Raw genomic sequence first — 18748 nt, 5'->3', positions numbered from 1 at the left:
TTTCAATCATTTTTAAGCCGAATTCTTTTCTAGAATTCGGCTTTTTTGTTGCTTTTTATTTACCTTGTTGTAAAATTAATCATCATGAAAGCGTTCCTTTTTTCAGCATTACTGATTACCCCTTTTTATGGCATAGCACAAAGTAATTTAAAGGTAGAAGCATCCAAACGTACCGAGGCCATTACGCAAAAAGTAATCGATTGGCGTAGGGATTTCCACCAACATCCAGAATTGGGAAATAGTGAAGTGCGAACTGCTGGGATTATCGCCAAGCATTTGCAGTCTCTAGGTTTGGAAGTGAAAACTGGCGTTGCTAAAACTGGAGTTGTAGCCGTATTGAAAGGCGGAAAGCCAGGACCAGTGGTTGCTTTACGTGCAGATATGGATGGCTTGCCAGTAACCGAGCGAGTGAAACTGCCCTTTGCCTCAAAAGTGCGTACTACTTACAACGGTCAGGAAGTTGGAACCATGCATGCTTGTGGTCACGATTCTCACGTAGCCATTTTAATGGGCGTAGCCGAAGTGCTTACTGGGATGAAAAAGGATCTGGCAGGAACAGTGAAGTTTATTTTCCAACCTGCAGAAGAAGGTGCGCCAGTTGGCGAAGAGGGTGGAGCAGAGCTGATGGTGAAAGAGGGCGTGTTAGAAAATCCGAAAGTGGAGGTGATTTTTGGCTTGCACATTAATTCGCAAACGCCCGTTGGCCAAATCACCTACAAACCGGGCGGGACCATGGCTGCGGTAAACGATATGAAGATTACGGTAACTGGCCAGCAGGCGCATGGGGCTTACCCATGGAGTAGCATAGACCCGATTGTAGTTTCTGCACAGATTGTAAATAACCTGCAAACCATTGTGAGCAGAAACTTGAACATTACCGAAAACCCTGGTGTGGTGACTATTGGAAGTATTCAAGGTGGGGTGCGTTCTAATATCATTCCCGAAAAAGTAGAGATGTTGGGGACGGTAAGAAATTTTACCAAAGAGGATGAAGCATTGTTTATTGAGCGCATTAAAACCATTGCCACTAAAACTGCCGAAGCTGCGGGTGCAAAAGCAGAAGTGCAAATTCCATACAGTGCGCATTACCCAGTAACGTTTAATGATTTGGCTTTAACCGAAAAAATGTTACCTACCTTACAATATACCGCAGGGGCTGATAATGTAAAATTGAAACCGCCAGTTACAGGCGCTGAAGATTTTTCTTTCTATCAGGAGAAAGTACCAGGCTTGTTTTTCTTTTTAGGAGGAATGCCAAAAGGTCAAGACCCGTTGAAAGCACCATCGCACCATACACCAGATTTCTTTTTAGATGAAAGCGGTTTTAATTTGGGTGTAAAAGCGCTGTGTAATTTAACATTGGATTATATGGGGATGAAGAAGAAGTAACTTTATGCCGTCATTTCGAAGGAGGCACGACTGAGAAATCTAACGCTAGTCAGTAAATGTGTTCGGTTAAATTAAAACGTAAAGAAAACATGCTGTTCGACATTTGTAATGTCGAACCCTTATCTGCGGATTTGTAATCCGTGTGAAAATTTAGCACAAGCTGCACGGTTACGATAAGCTACAAACAAATTTTATCTATTCTCTCCATAAGTCATTCTGCGCCATAGCTTTTCCATCGGACCAATTTTATAATATTTAAACCAAATATTGCTGTAGATAATCTGGAAAACGTAAATTAAAATTGCTGTAACAACAGATTGTAATAAGGTGATTTTTCCGCCCAAACCTAATGCGTAACCATAAAAAAGTAACATACAAATTAAGGTTTGTGCTAAATAGTTCGTCAATCCTAAACGACCTGTGCTGCCTATCCAAACTTGCACTTTAGATGAAGACTTGCTCAGTAGCGATGTTAATAAAACAAGATAAACAAAAGTGAGTAATAGGCTCCCAATGCTTTCGCTGATATTCTGAATGAAGATTTCCCAGGTAGGTTGATTTGGCAATAACTTTATTTGAAGGGGATCTAGATTAGCAATAGCTTTTATTGCTAAGCCAAAAGGAAGAATGATAAAAGCCCATTTCAATAATTTTCCGCCTAGTTCTTTAATACGACCAAAAACGTTTGTTTTTCCAGCTATCAGTCCAAGCAGGAAAAGGATTTCAAAGTGGATAAGGCTAATCATGCCGTTGCTGATGGCCCTGAACCAGCCCATAGCGACGCCGAGTTTTTGTAGGCTGATTACTTGTAGCATAGTTCCGTTTTTCCAAGTGTCTAACACTTCCATAATTACCTTGTCGAACTCTTTGTTGTTTGCTGCAATTGACTGTGGGGTAACGGGTAAAAAAATGGCCAAAACGAATTGGATAAGTAGCATAAAAACTAATAAGCCTGCAATCCATTTGAATAAATATCTTACAGACTTTCTGTTGAAATAGATTAACGAAAAGCCCAATATTGCATACTTATGCAGTATGTCGCCGAACCAGAACACAAAGGCGTGTATCAATCCTATCAGTAAAAGTGACCATAACCTGCGTTTGAAAAGCTTATCAGCATTTAGGCCTGTTTGGTTATTTTTTTGCCACATAAGGTAAAAACCCAAACCGAACAAAAAGCTGTAGATAGTATAGAACTGACCTTTAACCAATAAGCTAATTAAAAACTGTGCTGGTCCGTAGGTTTCTGGTTGGTCTAAACCTAAACTGTAAACCTGTTCTGGACGAAGAAAGGCGTAGAAAGTGTAGGTTTGGACATTGAAGATAAGGATGCCGAGTAAAGCAATTCCCCTAATTTGATCAATGGTTTGTATTCTAGAGCTGTTAGTTGTGGTCATGGGTTAAAAGTAGTTATTTAGATTTGATATTTTGTATCTGAAATATGCTACTTGCTTGATTTATAGTAGATAAACTTTTGATGTTTACAGTTTGAGAATTGTAAACCTACAAAATGTAACGACCCTAAGATTGACAAAGTAAGCCTAAATGTGTTGTGGAGTGCTATTTTAGGAGCATTAGTGTTTTATGGTAGCATTTAGATACCATTAAGTTTTAGCTGGCGGAAGAGGCTTGGCAAGTAGATTTTTGCCAATAGTAGCGAGGTTTGTATGATACACCCGATGGAAATGGAAACCCCGCAGCCCGAGTGTAACGAGGGGAGGAGTTGGAATGAACAGCGGGACTAGCCTATGATAGTAGTATTGTACCTGATGTTTTAAAAAAATAAACTCGCAGATTTACACAAAATTAATCTATGAAAATCTGCGAGTTTTATCAGAGAAATCTGCGATAAAAAAGTTATTTCTCAATAAGGAAACTTTCCTTTGATTGACGCACTTTTTTCAAACCAGCCAACCAATCGTTGGCTTCGTCACGGTAGCCCAAAGGCAAAACAGTTACGCTTTTTAAGCCTTGTTCGTTCAGTTTCAAAATTTCATCGTACTTCGCATTATCGAAACCTTCCATTGGCGTGGCATCTACTTTTAACAAAGCAGCTTCGGCAATGGCCATACCGAAGGCAATATAAGCCTGACGGGCAGCGTGCTCAAAATTAACCTGAGCTTCGCGAGGTAAGTACAAACTTTTTAAGCGAGTTACATAATCTGCCGTAGCTTCGTTAGGCACGCCACGTTCTGCGTTGGTGCGGTTGAAAACCTCGTCGATACGTTCTTCGGTATAGTTGTCCCAAGCGGCAAAAACCAACACGTGTGAAGCGTCTACAATTTGCGATTGGCTGAATGAATGTGGTAACAATTCCTGTTTTAAGGCAGGATCGGTAACTACGATGACCTTGAAAGGTTGCAGGCCAGACGAAGAAGGGGCCAAACGGGCAGCTTCTAAAATTTGATCTACTTTTTCTTGTGGAACGGGTTCTCCGTTCATTTTTTTAGTGGCATAACGCCAGTTTAATGCTTCAATTAAGCTCATGATCTTTTTAACGATTGATATTTTTTATAAATCCTTGTACGGCATCCAGAAGAATGTGCTGTTGCATTTCGTCGGGAGCTGCGGTTAGGTTAACCATACTGATAGATGTTAGTCCGTGTAGGATAGACCAAAGTGTATGAAATTTCAGTAGTTTTCGCTGTTCGTCGTCTTGAACCATCAAGTTGCTAATGGTTGCGATAACGATGCTGCTGAAATTGCCTATTTCTTCAATTTCTCTCGCTTTTTGGCAGCTAGGAATGCCTAAGCCAAACATCATTTTATAATAAGCAGAGTTTTGGAAAGCAAAATCAAAATAGGTTACTGCCATTTGTGTAAGCTGTTGCTCTGGTGCTGCATATTTCTCTTTAGTGCTTTGCATAGCAGTAGCAAGCATATTAAAGCCGTTCTTCACAAACTCTTCTTGTATGGCGTCTTTGCTTTCAAAATGGTTGTACACTACAGGTAAGCTGTAACCAATGGCTTCCGCAATTTTTCTGATAGAAACCGCCTGCCAACCCTCTTGTAACACAATTTCTTCTGCCACTTTAAGGATTGCATTTTTGGTTAGCTCCTTTTGTTTTTGTCTATCGTTTTTAACTAACATCTAAATAAGTTAACACTGTTAGCAAAAGTATAAGTTAACAGTGTTAGCTAAAAATATTTTAGTTGTTTTTGACTGAAAAATGATAGAGTGGTTTTGCCACAGATGCACAGATGTAGAATAATTGAATAGTATATTTTTCTTTTAACGGTTATATGAAGCTGAAAAAAATCTGTGTATCTGTGGCTAAAAAAGCTAAATAAAATGAGCTGACAAACAATTTGGCATAAAATGAGGTTGTTTTTATGCGAGCATAGCTTTTTGTTGTGTTTGCGAAATAGCAATGAGTATGAGATTAAAATTAGAGACGATGAAAAAATTAATATTATCTGCCGTTTTGGTGGTTGCTGCGGTTGCAGGAGCGATGGCGCAAGAGGTGAGGGGTTTTTATTTGAAACCTACAGGAAGTTATTTCTTAAAAGTTATGCCGGTTGAGTTCCCAAATGTGGGCGAATTACAACCGAGAGACAGGGTATTTAATATCAATCCGCTGAATGGTAATCAAACTTTTGTATCTGAGGAAGCGATTACGGGATCTTTTGGGCAAGGTTGGAGAGCTGGTGTAACTGGCGGATTTAGATTTAGTCCGGTGGTGGCACTTGAGATGGGAGTGAATTATTTCCAGAGCGATAAGCAAACCATGGCTCGACAAACTGGATATAACCAAAATAATGGTGCTACACTACTGTCCATCCATTCGCAGGGGCAGGTAAAGGCAATTGATTTAACGCCAACTTTGGTTTTTCATGTGCCTACTTCTAAAAACTTTAGACCATACTTAAAAGTGGGTGCGGTATTGCCAGTTTACGGATATTTAGATATTACAACAACTGTTAATGACCAAACAGGAGCCATAGCCAGCGAAATTGACCCAGGGTTAAGGGCGGTACAATTAACTAGAGAAGAACGTGTGGAGCCTAGGCCAACCATTGGCTTTTTAGGTGCTGCAGGTTTCAGTGTTCCAATTGGCTCAAAAGTAAGTTTCTTCAGTGAGATCGAGTATCGTAACGTATCGGTAAGTAGTAAGGAAAAGGAAATTAGGAGATTTGAAGGTACTGGAACTACAATTTTAGGAACGCAAGTGCCAATTACGATAAATGATGTGCCAACAGCGCAACGTTATACCGATTATCATAGAAAAATCGACAGAAATTCGAATGTGCCGGGTAATGCGAACTACGATGAAAACCGAAGGGGTGATGATTTAAGATCTTACATCAACATTGGTGGTTTAGGTATGAACGTAGGATTGAAATTGGCATTTTAGTAACATTGTAGTGTCATATTGAGCTTGTCGAAATATTTGATAGTTGGACTTCGACAAGCTCACTGACAAAGTTTGCTGTTAAGCAGGAATTTGCTCCACCACTAACTCGTTGTCTGCCTTATCATAATAAATGCAGGTCATCTTGTCTAAATCAACTATCCATTTCTCTATGCCGTTTACCGCACAATCTTTACAAAATGTGTAGTAGTCCGTTTGCCCTTGTTGGTGTGCTTTAAGTTGTTTTACAAACTCATCTTTGTTTACTTCATCTGCAATTGGAAGGTTTTCGTATTGCGGTTCTGACGAAGTTTTGTAACCATCTGCGCCAAAATATTCGGTGTGGCTGTCTTTTACCCAAGTTTCGAAACCTAAAACGCCCATCGCTTTAATTTCTTGAATGTATTTTGGGAAATCTGCGCCAGACTTTACTTTCTCGTGCGCTTGCTCTATTTGTGCTACTGTAAACATTTTTCTTTGCTTTAAATTGTTAATGCAAAGATGGAACGAATTGCGAACTTGTAATTGTAAAAAATCGTTTTTCTCTAAAAAAGCTTAAAACTTTCTGGAGTATCTCCGGTGTGTTGTTTAAAATCTTTGATGAAATGAGATTGATCAAAAAAGTTGTTGTCATAGCAAATTTGTGCCAGAGATTTCTGGGTATTTAATTCGCTAAGTACGTTGTTAAACCTAACAATGGATGAAAACTTCTTTGCTGAAACGCCCACTAATTTCCTAAACCTTTTTTCGAACGGGCTTTGGCTAATGGAGAGCTGTTCGTTAATTTCTTTGATTTTGATATTGCCTTTGTGCTGGTAAATTAGTTTTACAGCATTAACGATGAGTTGGTCTTGCACTATTTCCTTTAACTGCGAAAGTATAAATTGCTCTACCACCTTAATGCGACCGTAATCTGTAGTGGCTAAATAGAGTTTCTCTTCAGTTTCACTGATCTTGTGTTTGTCGAAAATTTCATGAAGAGAGATACTCTCGTTAAATAGCTCATTTGCTGGGCAGGTACTAAATGAAGCCAAGCCAACCTCGGTAAAATAAACGAGAATGGTGCCGATGTTAGCAGAGTTTTTGAAAATCTTGAACGTATCGGCAACACCGCTAATACCAGCGTTTGCTAATATTGTTTCTCCCGAATTAGTAATGGTAGAAAGTTGCCCCTGATACTGAAAACCTATCACTAAACCTGTTGATGGCAACACCTTGTAAGTATTAGCTTCTACATTTTCTGAGATGGCAAAATACTTAACATACGGTTTTAACCGTTCGGTAGGGGCAATCTTTTCAAAGCGCATTTGCTTAAACTAGTTCTTTATCTTCGATTTGAACAGTTTCTCTAGCTTGTCCATTTTAGGGAGTATAACCGCTCTGCAGTAAGGTGCTTGTCCGTTTTTGATGTAGTAATCTTGATGGTAACTTTCTGCTACGTAGAAAGTTTGAGCCTTATCGATAGCCGTTACTACAGGTTTGCCAAAAGCATTTTCTTTGTTAAGCAAGGCTTTATATTTCTCTGCAGTAGCTTTTTGTTGCTCGTTGTGGTAAAAAATTACCGAACGATATTGTGTACCAACATCGGCACCTTGTCTGTTCAGCGTAGTTGGGTCATGCAGTTTCCAGAAAATTTCTAGCAATTCTTCGTAGCTAATTTTTGTTGGATCGTACTGCATTTCAATTACCTCTGCGTGGTTGGTCGTTCCGGTGCAAATATCTTCGTAGGTTGGGTTGGGCAAATGCCCACCTTCGTAGCCTGAGCGTACATTGCTCACGCCATTTAAACGTTGAAAAACAGCTTCGGTGCACCAAAAGCAGCCCATACCAAAAGTTGCTTTTTCGAGTTTAGGTTTTTGCGCATCGGCGCCAAGTATAGAGAAGAGAATTAAGGATGTCATAATTAACCTTTTCATTTTATAGTGTTATTTTATACAGTTTACCCTCATTGAAGGCATGAAACAATCTCCAGTATGGTTATAAATGAAATTTGCTTTAAGATTGCTTCGTGCCTCGCAATAACGAGCTGGTTTTACTCGCTAATAAAGATACGTAAAAGCCATTGCAATAGTTTTAGCTAGTGATAAAATGACATGCGGCTTAATAATGGTTGTGCCATGCACTGTTTTTTGTGCTATAGCCCCCGATTGAAGGGAAATACTTTTTTGGAGCGCCTCCATCCGTTCGCTGTCATGCTGAGCCTGTCGAAGCATTTTTGCCATAATTATCCTTCGACAGGCTCAGCATGACAGCGCTACAAAAAAGATTGAACTGAAAGCGGGACTAGCGGAAAATATCGTCACTGCAATTGCGCTTCAAATTTTAAACACCATCCGTTATCCACATAATTTAATGTTTGTTTCGATGTGTTAATAACTTAAATAATTGATTTTTAATTTTTTATGATGATATTTTTAAGGTAAATGAGGTTTGTTAACATATCTTTTCTAAATTTAACTTGAACATTAAAATAAACGATATGTCAACACCTTATATTCCGTGTTTAGACTTAAACACCTACGTGAACGGAACTGAAGAGCAACGTAAGAAATTTTCTGATGAGTTGGGTAAAGCTTTTAACGATTCGGGTTTTGTAACGATTACTAATCATGGCGTTAGTCAGGAGCTGATAGATAAACTCTATAAAAACATTAAAGACTTATTTGCGTTGCCAGTTGAAACTAAACGTAAGTACGAAAAAGTTGAATTGGCTGGACAGCGTGGCTATACGAGTGCTGGTAAGGAAACTGCTAAGGGTGCAAAAACTGCCGATTTGAAGGAGTTTTGGCAAATTGGGCAGACGGTTACTGATGGAGATTCGATTAAAAATGAATATCCGGAAAATGAGGTGGTAGAAGAGTTGCCAGAGTTTAATACGGTAACTAGAGAGATTTACCAGAAATTAGAAGAGAATGGTAAGCATTTATTGAGGGCTATTGCCACGTATTTAGAACTTCCAATTGATTATTTTGACGAACATGTACATAACGGAAACTCAATCTTGAGAGGTATCCACTACTTCCCAATTGAGGATCCAGACTCTATTGCGCCTGATGCGGTACGTGCGGGTGCGCATGAAGATATTAACTTAATTACCTTGTTGATTGGTGCTAGTGCCGATGGTTTAGAAGTTTTAACCCGCAGCAATGAGTGGTTGCCAATTAAAGCACATCATACTGATATTGTGGTAAACGTGGGTGATATGTTGCAACGTTTAACTAACAATAAACTGCGTTCTACTACGCACAGAGTAGTAAATCCGCCTCGAGAATTGATGAAGACTTCGCGTTTTTCGGTGCCTTTTTTCTTGCATCCGCGTAGCAATATGAGTTTAGCTAGTCTGGATTCTTGTATCGATGCAGCGCATCCAAAAGCTTATACTGATATGACTGCGGGAGAATATTTAGATGAGCGTTTGAGAGAGATTGGGTTGAAGATGTAGTTTTAGCTTGAGGTCGATTATTAGTTGTTTTTACAGCAATTAACACCCCGGTCTTCGACCACCCCTCTAAAAGAGCGGAATGGCGACTTGTTTTCCCCTCTTTCAGAGGGGTGCCCAACGGGCGGGGTGTTTAAACGTACATTAAACTGAGTTTATTCGAATGATTTTAACACAAAAGCTTCGATTGTAGATCGGAGCTTTTGTGTTTTATTGCTTTTTAATTAGGCTATCAATTGCAACTTTTGGTATTAACTTTGGAAGTTCTTCGGGTTTAGGCAAAGGTATTACAACTTCTTTTACGGCAGGCTTAATTGGCGTTTTAGCAGTGTTGGTTGTTTTTGCTTTGATATTATTTTTTGCCGTTGGCTTAGCTGCAGTGGCTTTAGGCTTCGGTTTTATAGGTACACCTTTAATGATATCAGCTTTGCTGGTTGGGCGTAGTTCTGGCTTCCAAATAAAGCCCGTTAACAATGCTTCTTTGGTAAGTTTATCCAAAGGATCTACAGCGCCTTCTACTTCACGTACAGTTACAATGTGGGTAAGTTCCTTGTCGGCAAACTTAAAACGTAGCCTACTGCTTACCGTTTGGTTTACGTTATCGTACTCGCCTTTGTTGTTTTTACTGTAGTAAATACTTTCTGCATTACCATCAACATACATATTACGGAGTTCTCCTTCTACAAAAAAGCCAGTGATGACTTTTCCCTTCACTTGGTTAAACTTGGTAGAATCGCCTTCTACGTTCACCAAAAATCCGTTCTGTAACACTTGGAAATTGTGGATTTTACTGTTTTTGAAGAAAACGTTAATGGTATCACCAGTTTGTTGTGTGCCGTTAGACCAAAGAATGGGGTTATTGTACCAGCGCAAGGTTGAGTCTGCAGAGGTATAAAACAGCGAATCTGCTTTTGCCTGCATATTGGCTTTGTACACCCTCACATTATGAAAAGCTTTAATTACACGAGCTCTTACCGTATCAGCGGGGTTGGTAACTACTGTATCTTTAGCTAAAGTTTTTATCGCTGTGCTTGCCGCATTTTTAGCAGCAGTTGTAGTTGCAGCAGTTGATTTTGTGTTTTGCTTAGCTTTTGCTACTATAGCTTTAGTAGATTTGTCTACAGTTTTCTTTGTAGAATCGGCAACAACAGTGGCAGTTTTTAACAAGCTATCGGCTAACAAGCTATCTTGCTGTAGTTTATTTTTAGTGAGAGTTAAGCTATCTGGTAGTGTAGGCGGAGGTTCTACCTTTGGCTTTCCTCCATTTTTTTCCAATTCTTCACGCTCTCTACGCTCTTTTCTGCTTAGTTTTCTATCTGGGGCTGTGGTTGGCACCTTTTTGTTTTTCAGTTCCTCACTTTGTTGCTGAAATAATTTTCTCGCTTCTGCTTTTTCCTTCTCCTTCTCTGCCTTCTCTTTCTCGTCTTCTACACCAATTTCATTGTCTTTTTTAACTTCTGGTCTGCTCAGCAAACTCAGGTCTTTTACTAAAGAACGTTGGCTTTCCAAAGTATCTGCACCGAGCCAAAGTGTATCGGGTATTCTTTTTTCGTTAACGGTAATGGTGTCTTTGGTACCAATGGCTACGTAGGCTTTTTGAGTTACTACAATACGTTCTTCGTCTCGGTAGTACTCGCCAAGTTGCCCCCAAATGTTGGTTTGGTCTTTGGTGTCCTTAAAAAGGATGTTTTTAACTGCTTTGCCATAACCTCTTTTGCCATAGTAATACAAACTATCTCCCTTTAACGACCTACTGCCGTTGGTATATAGGTTTTTTTTTCCGAACATGGCATTTTCACTTTTCGTGTTGTACGTGCCATTCTCTGTGTAAAGTTTATCTTCTTTGTTTTTGATGTGAGTTGGTCCGTAAAAATAAGTCCAATTGGTGCCCGTATTATAGCGTAGAGTTTCTTCCGAAGTTATAGTGGTCTTTTCAGCAGTTACCACATTAACATTAACTTTGAAGTAAGCATCTCGGGTATTCGAAAAGTAAAAACCTTCTTTACTTGTGATAGTTGCATCTTTATTCACAAGCTTCCCGCCAGTAGTATAAGTGCCAATTTTGGCTACCATGTCGTAGTCTAGAACGTTAGTAGTGAGTGTATTTTCTCTATCTAGCAAGCGCACATTTTTATCTAAATGCGCTTTTTTGGCATTACCATCGTAGTTCAAGAAATCTGAATAAATGTTCAGTGTATCACCTTGGTTAATGTGTACGTTTCTAAAAGCTTCAAAATAATTTCTATCAACATATAGCACCGCACTATCGCATCTAAGTATAGCGCCCTCATGGCTAAATACAGGTCTTCTTAGGTAAGAAATAGATTTTTTAGCGTCGATATCCGCTTTGTCTGCACTCTCCAATTTTATTTGGGTACGGTTCTGCGCAAGCAATGCGAATGGACAGATTAAAAGAAGAAATAAAAGGCGTAACTTTTGCACAGTACAAATTTACAATTTTTGATTCAGTTTACAGTTGGCAGTTTATAGTATTCAATTAGCAGTTTACAGTTAGTAGTTGTTAGTCGCAGAACAATCAAACAATTTAGCAATTCAACAATTACTTCCTATTTTTGAATAATGTTACCACTACAGCAATTTACCGACTACATTTCCAAGTATCAGCTTTTTACAGAGACTGACCATATTTTGCTAGCAGTAAGTGGCGGTAAGGACTCGGTGTTGATGGCACAGCTATTTAAACTCGCTGGTTTTCATTTTAGTATAGCACATTGCAACTTTAATTTAAGAGCTGATGAAGCAATGCGTGACCAAGCTTTCGTGAAGTTATTGGCCGAAGAAATGGAAGTGCCTTTTCATGTAGTTCACTTTGACACCAAAGCCTTTGCTAAAGAACACGGAGTTTCTACACAAATGGCGGCTCGGCAGTTACGTTATGAGTGGTTCGAGGAAATTCGTTCGCAACACAACTATCAGGCTATTGCCGTAGCACAACATCAAAACGATGCGATAGAAACTGTATTGCTCAATTTGGTTCGTGGTACAGGAATTAGCGGTTTGCATGGTATTTTACCCAAAAGAGGCAGTATCATTAGACCGTTGCTTTTTTTATCGCGTCAGCAAATAGATGATCTGATAGCAGAAAATAACCTGCCATTTGTAGAGGATAGCTCAAATTTGAGCAGTAAATATGCCCGTAACAACATCCGTTTAAACGTGGTGCCGCACCTGCGGGAAATTAACCCGAATTTGGAAGATACTTTTTCGCAGAACATGCTTCGCTTTGCGGAAACCGAAACTTTGGTGCAACAAGTGGTAGCGCAAACCAGAGAAAGAATGGTTAAGCAAGAAAATGGATTTGTGGCTTTAGAGCTAGCGGATATTAATGCCTTAAATCCGCAAAAATTATTGCTTTACGAATTGTTAAAACCTTTCAGTTTCACTGATAAATTAGTTGATGAAATTTTGCTTTCGCTAGATAAACAAAGTGGCATTTCTTTTTACAGCACTACCCATCGAGCTACTATAAATAGGGATCGGTTGTTGATTTCTGATGTAAACAAACCTTCAAAAAATGAGCTGAAGTATTTACATGGAGAGGGAAGTTTGGCGATAGATGATATCCAAACTTTGTCTTTGAGGTTTTCGGAAAGCATTAATTTTATTTCAGATAAGAATTATGCTTATGTAGATGCTAATTCACTCATTTTTCCGTTGATATTGAGATTTAAGGAAGACGGAGATAGATTTAAACCGCTTGGCATGAAGTCTTTTAAAAAGCTCAGCGATTTTTTTATCGATGAGAAAGTGCCTTTGCCTCAGAAAAATAAGGTGCCCCTGTTAATCAACGGTAATGGTGAAGTCATTTGGGTTGTAGGTATGCGACAAGACGAAAGGTACAAAGTAGCTACAACAACAAAAAAAGTTGCTATATTCGAATTATCAAAATCATAAATGGACGGCAGATACACCTATATCGAAAAACAATACATCGGTCGCGATTATATCCGTATTTGTATACGCTTAATTATGGCGGCATTCTGTTTCGCAGTTTATGTGTACGAGAGAGACCGCGACAATACTGTAGATCTATTTCTGGTAGTGGGTTTTGGTATCATTGGCGTTTCTATTGCCTTATTGTTTCTGGTGCAGTATAAAACTGTAATAGAAAACAAAAGGGTAGTGATAGATGGCTTATGGACAACCAAAAAAGTAGTGATAGACTTAAATAACGTTGTTGATATCCGTAAAGAAACCTATAGCAGGTATTTCTTTAATAACCCAGTTTATAATCTCCATAAAAATGGTACAGTACGCTTTTTCTCGTCGGGAAGAGATGCTGTGGTGCTAACGGATAGAGATGGCTTAAAGTATTACATAGGTACCCAAAGACCTAACGAAATGTACTTGGTGTTGCAAAATGAAATGAAGGCTTAAGCTTATTAATGTGTTATACTGCTCTTAACACTTCTAAGTTGTGAAGCACATTCCCCAAATTTCCCTCTATTTTTTGCCGGTTTGCCTTCGTAAGCTTTGTTTTTGGTATTTTCAGCATTTATGGAGCTAAAGGCATTAAAATTGCAATAGCTGTAGAAAAACACATAACCATGAAAAAGTACATCTATCTATTTCTTGCGCCATTTGCGCTTGGGATTTCTGTTGCTAAAGCACAAACCTATACAGCTAAAGTATCTAAAGACTCAGTAGGGGTTTTAACCAACAGGCTCGAGGCTCTAAAGATTAGCCAAAAAATACAAGAGCTAAAAATTGAAGAGGCTAAAGAGGAGGCTGAAGTTGAAAAGTTAAGGGTAAAACTTTTAGATGCCAATGATAGGGCAAAGGAATCGGCAGCTAAAAGCAGCAGCAATATTGCAGGTACTGGAACTAGCAATGTTAACATTAAAGAAACCGAAAAGCTAGCAAAGAAAGCTAAAAGCGACATGCTCGACTCTCAAAAAGCTTTAGAGCGATTTAATAAGCAGATAAGTGCTGTAGAAAAGGTGAGGTCGCAAATACAAGCCGAAGAAAGAAAGGCAGGTTACAAAAAGCCTACAATCGTATTCAGTTATCAGTAACTAATCATAAAGGTGCCATTGGCACCTTTTTTTGTATCTGTCTTTTATCAATTTTATTACCCACAGATAACAATGTTTAAATAAGATATGATTTACATTTGCCTTCGTAATCTTTAATAGAATTACATAACAACCACATGAAAATAGGAATAGTTTGTTACCCTACCTTTGGAGGTAGCGGCGTAGTAGCTACCGAGTTAGGCAAGGCATTGGCTAATCAAGGACATCAGGTTCATTTTATTACTTATAGCCAGCCGGCTAGGTTAGATTTCTTCTCTGCTAACTTGTTCTATCATGAAGTTTCGGTAAGAGATTATCCTCTTTTTGACTATGCTCCTTACGAATCGGCATTAGCTAGCAAATTGGTTGATGTGGTTCGTTTTGAACAGCTTGATATTCTACATGTTCATTACGCTATTCCGCATGCTTCGGCAGCTTTTATGGCCAAACAGATATTAGCTACTTACGGTATTAATATCCCATTTGTAACTACATTGCACGGCACCGATATCACTCTAGTAGGAAAAGATGCAACCTATAAGCCTGTGGTAACGTTTTCCATTAATCAAAGTGATGGCGTAACTACAGTTTCGGAAGATTTAAAGGAAGATACCTATGGTCATTTCGATATTAAGAAAGAAATTAAGGTAATCCCTAATTTTATTGATTTTAACCGTTTTAGCTTACAACCAAAAGATCATTTCAAAAAAGCTATTGCACCCAATAATGAGCGTATTCTTATTCATACTTCTAATTTTAGAAAAGTAAAACGAACCGAAGATGTGATAAGGATGTTCGAAAAGGTACAGCAAAAAATTCCTTCAAAATTATTGATGGTAGGAGATGGTCCAGAACGTTCTGCTAATGAGCAACTGTGTAGAGAATTAGGTATTGGCGATAATGTAAGGTTTTTGGGTAAACAAGATGCTGTAGAGGAAATATTGTCGGTCTCCGATTTGTTTATAATTCCTTCAGAAAACGAAAGCTTTGGTTTGGCGGCACTAGAGGCAATGGCTTGCAAAGTTCCTGTAATTTCATCTAATGCCGGCGGTTTGCCAGAGTTAAATATCGACGATTTCTGCGGCTATATGTGCAACGTAGGCGATGTTGATGATATGGCAAATAAAGCCATCACTATTTTAAGCGACCAAAAAACCTTAGACTACTTTAAGGAAAATGCGCTAACAAGGGCAAAAGATTTCGACCTTAAAAAAATATTGCCACAGTACATTTCATACTATGAAGAAGTAATAGCCGGAAATAAATAACGCTTAATGTTTTGGCTCGAATATTTAGCTTATGCGCTAATTAACTTTTGTATATGTAGAAGTAGTGGTAGTTTTAACATTGTTGATGATATAGAAATACTGATATTTTAATGTTGTGGCATCTAATTGTAATACAGTAGCCTTGAAGGTTAAATCAAAAACATTACCGTCCGTTCCTTTTATTGTTAATGTTTTTTGATCTGCAGATAAAGTCCAAGTGCCAACATCAGCCAGCTGCGGGTCTGAAGAAAAGCACTTTTCCGCACCTTGATCCATCGCCACTATGCTGTTCGGTTTATAGATAACGATATCGTCTAATTCACATTCATCATATTCCAAAAAATCATTTCTAGTATAATTTGGGCCATCTCCCTCAATAAGTGAGGTTTCTGCAGTTAATTTCCACTTGGTGTTTTCCAATGCTTTGGAGCTTGCACCGCCACCCGTTTCGTTTATATCTGGTGCGGGTATATAATAAGTGTCTTTTGCACAAGAGTTTAATAAAATGCTTGCCGAAATGAGTAAGTAGATGAGCTTTTTCATTATTTTTGAGTATAAAGGTAGTCTATTTCCTCCTTCTAAAAGAGATGGGAGTACGTAATTTGAGATTATTTGATTTTTGTTTCTAAAAAATATATCAGCAGGTAATAAACGTAGCTTTTTCATCTGAGGTTAATTTAAATTTGACGCAAAATATTAAAAATAAACTACTTGTCAAAAATTAAACAAACTGGTGTACCTACATTAATGCGTTTGCCGCTATCTGTTAATTTCCCGGTTTTAGCATTGCGATTAAAAATTACCACATCATTGGTATATTGGTGGGCTACCAATAGGTACTTTCCCGTAGGATCAATGTTAAAGTTACGAGGTCCTTTTCCCAGCGTGTTCACTGTTTCTACAAAATTTAGCTTTCCGTTTTTTTGTACGGCAAAAACGTTGATGGTGTTGGCATCACCTCGGTTACTTTCGTATAAAAACTTTCCATCGCTAGAAAGGTGTATATCGGCAGCATCTATCTTGCCATTAAAATCTTTGGCTACGGTTTCTACTTCTTGTAGCAATATCAAGTTGCCATCACTATAACTAAAAGCGCTAATTTTCCCATTAAACTCGTGCGCTAGGTAGGCATATTTCCCGTTAGGGCTAAATGCTAAATGACGTGGTCCAGAGCCTGAATTGGTTTTAATACTCGTTTTTAACTTCAATGGTTGGGCTGCCGCAGCATCGTAATGATAGATGTAAACTCTGTCTTCTCCCAAATCTGTAGCCACTACATATTTTCCATCAGGAGAAAACAATACCTGGTGCACGTGTGCGCTAGCCTGACGTTTGTCTGGACCACTGCCTGTGTGCTGTATGTTCTGCTTGAGTGCAGAAAGTGAGCCATCAGCTTTTACACCAAAAACACTGATACTTCCGCCGCTGTAATTCGCCGTCAACACGTTTTTGCCATCGGTTAAGATAAAACAAGGGTTAGTCCCTTTGGTTGCTTCCTTGTTTAGGAATGAAGCTTCGCTTGTTTGCTGATTAAACTTGAAAGCGCTGGCTGCACTATTGGTGCCGTCTTCGTAAACGCTGTATAAAAAATCTTTGTTTTTGCTTAGCGTAAGATAACTCGGATTCGAAACATTTCTGATAACATTTAGCTGTTTAGTATTAGCTGTTTTACTGTCAAAATTGTAGATATAAATACCTTCACTATTGCCCTTGTTGGTGTAAGTGCCAATAATTAACTTAAAATTTTGTGCATTGGCTATTAACGTAGAAACACAGAACGATAGAACAAGCAAGAAAGATTTACGCATTTTATTCAAATTAAGAGTGAAAGATAAATAAAAAATGCGCAAAGTGTTAATTCTGCGCATGCTATTTAGGTTTACTTAATTAAGTGTTTAATCTGGATAAGCTCGTGCTCGTCTAGGTATCTCCATCTGCCTCGTGGCAAATCTTTTTTGGTCAAATTGCCGTAAACTACACGGTCAAGTTTAACTACGTCATAGCCTAAATGTTCGAAAATACGACGTACAATTCTATTTTTGCCACTATGAATTTGGATACCAATTTCTTTTTTGCTTCCACCAGCTACATAAGAGATACTGTCTGGCTTAATGAAACCATCTTCTAATTCTAAACCAAATTGAATTTTATTAAAATCGCCTTGCACAAGGTTTTTATTAAGCTCTACCTGATAGATTTTAGTAATGCCATTACGTGGATGAGACAATCTATCGGCCAAATCACCATCATTAGTCATTAATATCAATCCTGTGGTATTTCTATCTAAACGACCAACTGGATAAATACGCTCTTTGCTGGCTTTGTCAACCAAGTGCATCACCGTTTTTCGCTCTTGTGGATCATCAGTAGTGGTGATATAATCTTTTGGTTTGTTTAAAAGCACGTAAACTTTCTTTTCGCGTTTTAAAAGCTCACCATTGTATCTTACCTCGTCTTTATAAGGATCTACTTTGTGGCCTAACTCGGTAACAACTTTGCCGTTTACACTCACTACTCCCGCTTCAATCAATTCATCAGCTTTACGGCGAGAACAAATACCTGCATTAGCAATATAGCGGTTCAAGCGTATTAAGTCTTCTTCTTCTTTGGTTTTTCTACTTCTTAAAGTAGGGGCAACTCTTTCTCCTTTATCTTCTTTTTTACCTTTATAGCCACCTTCTTCACGCTTTCTGAACGGTCGGTTGTCGCCATATTTGTCGCCTTTTCTATCCGAAAATTTAGAAGCGGCGCCATCTTTTGCGTAGCTGTCTTTTTTCGCGTAGCTTCTTTTGCCGTTATTGCTTTCTTCGCGGCTACTGTTTCCCCTAGTGGCAAAAGGTTTGTCTCTTTTTTCCCACGGTTTATTGTCTCTTCTGTCTGATGAACCTTCGTCACGTTTGCCTCTAGCAGAAAAAGGTCTGTCAGATTTTTCCCAAGGTTTACTGTCTTTTTTATCGAATGATTTTTTGAAACCCGATGTTTCACTAGAATCTGTTCTAGGTCTGCTAGAGCGAGATGGAGAATCTGCGCCTCTGGTTTTACCGCCTTTAAAATCTCTTTTGTCTTCGGTGCCAAAACTTCTGCGGTTGCCGTCGTCTTTTGCACTAAATCTTTTTGGCTTGTCACTGTCTGTCTTCTCGGTTCTTCTTCCGGTAGTGCTTCTGCCTGGTTTGGACTTGTCATCCCGACTTTTCCCTTTGTTACTATTTGTCATTGATACGCTTTTAATCGCATAAAATAATGCGGCTGCAAAGTTAACAAATT

At 38.7% G+C, this 18748-nt stretch carries 17 protein-coding genes; 7 read left to right on the top strand and 10 right to left on the bottom strand.

Annotated features, from left to right (window positions below; all coding sequences use genetic code 11):
• The first annotated feature begins 84 nt into the window (after window positions 1-84).
• Window positions 85-1389 carry an amidohydrolase gene (locus REI64_RS02760; RefSeq protein ID WP_308848562.1) on the top strand — a complete coding sequence of 435 codons (1305 nt, stop codon included), beginning with the start codon at window positions 85-87 and terminating at the stop codon, window positions 1387-1389.
• 191 nt (window positions 1390-1580) lie between these two features.
• Here the strand turns inward: REI64_RS02760 and REI64_RS02755 are convergent, their stop codons facing one another.
• The 3 genes from REI64_RS02755 to REI64_RS02745 form a co-directional block, all read right to left on the bottom strand.
• The gene (locus tag REI64_RS02755; RefSeq protein WP_308848561.1) at window positions 1581-2786 is read right to left on the bottom strand and encodes a DUF418 domain-containing protein; all 1206 of its coding nucleotides are present in this window, start codon (window positions 2784-2786) and stop codon (window positions 1581-1583) included.
• A 460-nt stretch (window positions 2787-3246) separates the two neighbouring features.
• Window positions 3247-3876, bottom strand: coding sequence for an NAD(P)H-dependent oxidoreductase (locus REI64_RS02750; protein WP_308848560.1), 630 nt, complete (start codon window positions 3874-3876; stop codon window positions 3247-3249).
• A 7-nt stretch (window positions 3877-3883) separates the two neighbouring features.
• Window positions 3884-4480: a TetR/AcrR family transcriptional regulator gene (locus REI64_RS02745; RefSeq protein ID WP_308848559.1), complete on the bottom strand. Its 597-nt coding sequence runs from the start codon at window positions 4478-4480 to the stop codon at window positions 3884-3886.
• A 307-nt stretch (window positions 4481-4787) separates the two neighbouring features.
• Between REI64_RS02745 and REI64_RS02740 the strand changes: the two genes are divergently transcribed.
• Entirely contained in the window at window positions 4788-5744 is a 957-nt protein-coding gene (locus REI64_RS02740; RefSeq protein ID WP_308848558.1) for an outer membrane beta-barrel protein, read from the top strand.
• A 78-nt stretch (window positions 5745-5822) separates the two neighbouring features.
• On the opposite strand, the gene REI64_RS02735 is transcribed toward REI64_RS02740, so the two are convergent.
• From REI64_RS02735 to msrA, 3 genes are all read right to left on the bottom strand, one after another.
• Window positions 5823-6212: a DUF1398 family protein gene (locus REI64_RS02735; protein WP_308848557.1), complete on the bottom strand. Its 390-nt coding sequence runs from the start codon at window positions 6210-6212 to the stop codon at window positions 5823-5825.
• 74 nt (window positions 6213-6286) lie between these two features.
• On the bottom strand, window positions 6287-7048 hold the full coding sequence (locus tag REI64_RS02730) for a helix-turn-helix transcriptional regulator (protein ID WP_308848556.1): 762 nt from the start codon (window positions 7046-7048) through the stop codon (window positions 6287-6289).
• A gap of 9 nt (window positions 7049-7057) precedes the next feature.
• On the bottom strand, window positions 7058-7657 hold the full coding sequence (gene msrA / locus REI64_RS02725) for a peptide-methionine (S)-S-oxide reductase MsrA (protein WP_308848555.1): 600 nt from the start codon (window positions 7655-7657) through the stop codon (window positions 7058-7060).
• A 563-nt stretch (window positions 7658-8220) separates the two neighbouring features.
• Here msrA and REI64_RS02720 point away from each other — a divergent pair.
• Window positions 8221-9183, top strand: coding sequence for a 2-oxoglutarate and iron-dependent oxygenase domain-containing protein (locus REI64_RS02720; protein ID WP_308848554.1), 963 nt, complete (start codon window positions 8221-8223; stop codon window positions 9181-9183).
• 207 nt (window positions 9184-9390) lie between these two features.
• Here the strand turns inward: REI64_RS02720 and REI64_RS02715 are convergent, their stop codons facing one another.
• Window positions 9391-11574 (bottom strand): OstA-like protein, encoded by a 2184-nt coding sequence (locus REI64_RS02715; protein WP_308848553.1) that lies wholly within the window; start codon window positions 11572-11574, stop codon window positions 9391-9393.
• Between the two features lie 186 nt (window positions 11575-11760).
• On the opposite strand from REI64_RS02715, the gene tilS reads away from it, so the two are divergent.
• The 4 genes from tilS (at window position 11761) to bshA (ending at window position 15484) form a co-directional block, all read left to right on the top strand.
• On the top strand, window positions 11761-13095 hold the full coding sequence (gene tilS / locus REI64_RS02710; RefSeq protein WP_308848552.1) for a tRNA lysidine(34) synthetase TilS: 1335 nt from the start codon (window positions 11761-11763) through the stop codon (window positions 13093-13095).
• A complete protein-coding gene (locus REI64_RS02705; RefSeq protein WP_308848551.1) occupies window positions 13096-13578 on the top strand; it encodes a hypothetical protein in 483 nt (160 codons plus the stop codon).
• 170 nt (window positions 13579-13748) lie between these two features.
• Window positions 13749-14216 carry a hypothetical protein gene (locus REI64_RS02700; RefSeq protein WP_308848550.1) on the top strand — a complete coding sequence of 156 codons (468 nt, stop codon included), beginning with the start codon at window positions 13749-13751 and terminating at the stop codon, window positions 14214-14216.
• Between the two features lie 137 nt (window positions 14217-14353).
• Window positions 14354-15484, top strand: coding sequence for an N-acetyl-alpha-D-glucosaminyl L-malate synthase BshA (bshA, locus tag REI64_RS02695; protein WP_308848549.1), 1131 nt, complete (start codon window positions 14354-14356; stop codon window positions 15482-15484).
• Window positions 15485-15520: 36 nt separating this feature from the next.
• Here the strand turns inward: bshA and REI64_RS02690 are convergent, their stop codons facing one another.
• The 3 genes from REI64_RS02690 to REI64_RS02680 all read right to left on the bottom strand — a co-directional run bounded on the left by REI64_RS02690 (window position 15521) and on the right by REI64_RS02680 (window position 18698).
• On the bottom strand, window positions 15521-16027 hold the full coding sequence (locus REI64_RS02690; RefSeq protein WP_308848548.1) for a lipocalin family protein: 507 nt from the start codon (window positions 16025-16027) through the stop codon (window positions 15521-15523).
• 164 nt (window positions 16028-16191) lie between these two features.
• On the bottom strand, window positions 16192-17292 hold the full coding sequence (locus REI64_RS02685; protein ID WP_308848547.1) for a lactonase family protein: 1101 nt from the start codon (window positions 17290-17292) through the stop codon (window positions 16192-16194).
• Between the two features lie 71 nt (window positions 17293-17363).
• Window positions 17364-18698 (bottom strand): pseudouridine synthase, encoded by a 1335-nt coding sequence (locus REI64_RS02680; protein WP_308848546.1) that lies wholly within the window; start codon window positions 18696-18698, stop codon window positions 17364-17366.
• Window positions 18699-18748 lie beyond the last annotated feature (50 nt).

The organism is Pedobacter sp., from assembly GCF_031119335.1.
Taxonomy (GTDB): Bacteria; Bacteroidota; Bacteroidia; order Sphingobacteriales; family Sphingobacteriaceae; genus Pedobacter.
Note: the sequence above shows the minus strand (reverse complement) of the source record. Positions and strands in the feature narration are given on the sequence as shown.

Coding starts and splice junctions, on each gene's coding strand:
- REI64_RS02740 (WP_308848558.1), top strand. CDS start 4,788: ATGAAAAAATTAATATTATCTGCCGTTTTGGTGGTTGCTGCGGTTGCA.
- REI64_RS02755 (WP_308848561.1), bottom strand. CDS start 2,786: ATGACCACAACTAACAGCTCTAGAATACAAACCATTGATCAAATTAGG.
- REI64_RS02760 (WP_308848562.1), top strand. CDS start 85: ATGAAAGCGTTCCTTTTTTCAGCATTACTGATTACCCCTTTTTATGGC.
- REI64_RS02750 (WP_308848560.1), bottom strand. CDS start 3,876: ATGAGCTTAATTGAAGCATTAAACTGGCGTTATGCCACTAAAAAAATG.
- REI64_RS02705 (WP_308848551.1), top strand. CDS start 13,096: ATGGACGGCAGATACACCTATATCGAAAAACAATACATCGGTCGCGAT.
- REI64_RS02685 (WP_308848547.1), bottom strand. CDS start 17,292: ATGCGTAAATCTTTCTTGCTTGTTCTATCGTTCTGTGTTTCTACGTTA.
- REI64_RS02745 (WP_308848559.1), bottom strand. CDS start 4,480: ATGTTAGTTAAAAACGATAGACAAAAACAAAAGGAGCTAACCAAAAAT.
- REI64_RS02680 (WP_308848546.1), bottom strand. CDS start 18,698: ATGACAAATAGTAACAAAGGGAAAAGTCGGGATGACAAGTCCAAACCA.
- REI64_RS02720 (WP_308848554.1), top strand. CDS start 8,221: ATGTCAACACCTTATATTCCGTGTTTAGACTTAAACACCTACGTGAAC.
- REI64_RS02730 (WP_308848556.1), bottom strand. CDS start 7,048: ATGCGCTTTGAAAAGATTGCCCCTACCGAACGGTTAAAACCGTATGTT.
- tilS (WP_308848552.1), top strand. CDS start 11,761: ATGTTACCACTACAGCAATTTACCGACTACATTTCCAAGTATCAGCTT.
- msrA (WP_308848555.1), bottom strand. CDS start 7,657: ATGAAAAGGTTAATTATGACATCCTTAATTCTCTTCTCTATACTTGGC.
- REI64_RS02735 (WP_308848557.1), bottom strand. CDS start 6,212: ATGTTTACAGTAGCACAAATAGAGCAAGCGCACGAGAAAGTAAAGTCT.
- bshA (WP_308848549.1), top strand. CDS start 14,354: ATGAAAATAGGAATAGTTTGTTACCCTACCTTTGGAGGTAGCGGCGTA.
- REI64_RS02700 (WP_308848550.1), top strand. CDS start 13,749: ATGAAAAAGTACATCTATCTATTTCTTGCGCCATTTGCGCTTGGGATT.
- REI64_RS02690 (WP_308848548.1), bottom strand. CDS start 16,027: ATGAAAAAGCTCATCTACTTACTCATTTCGGCAAGCATTTTATTAAAC.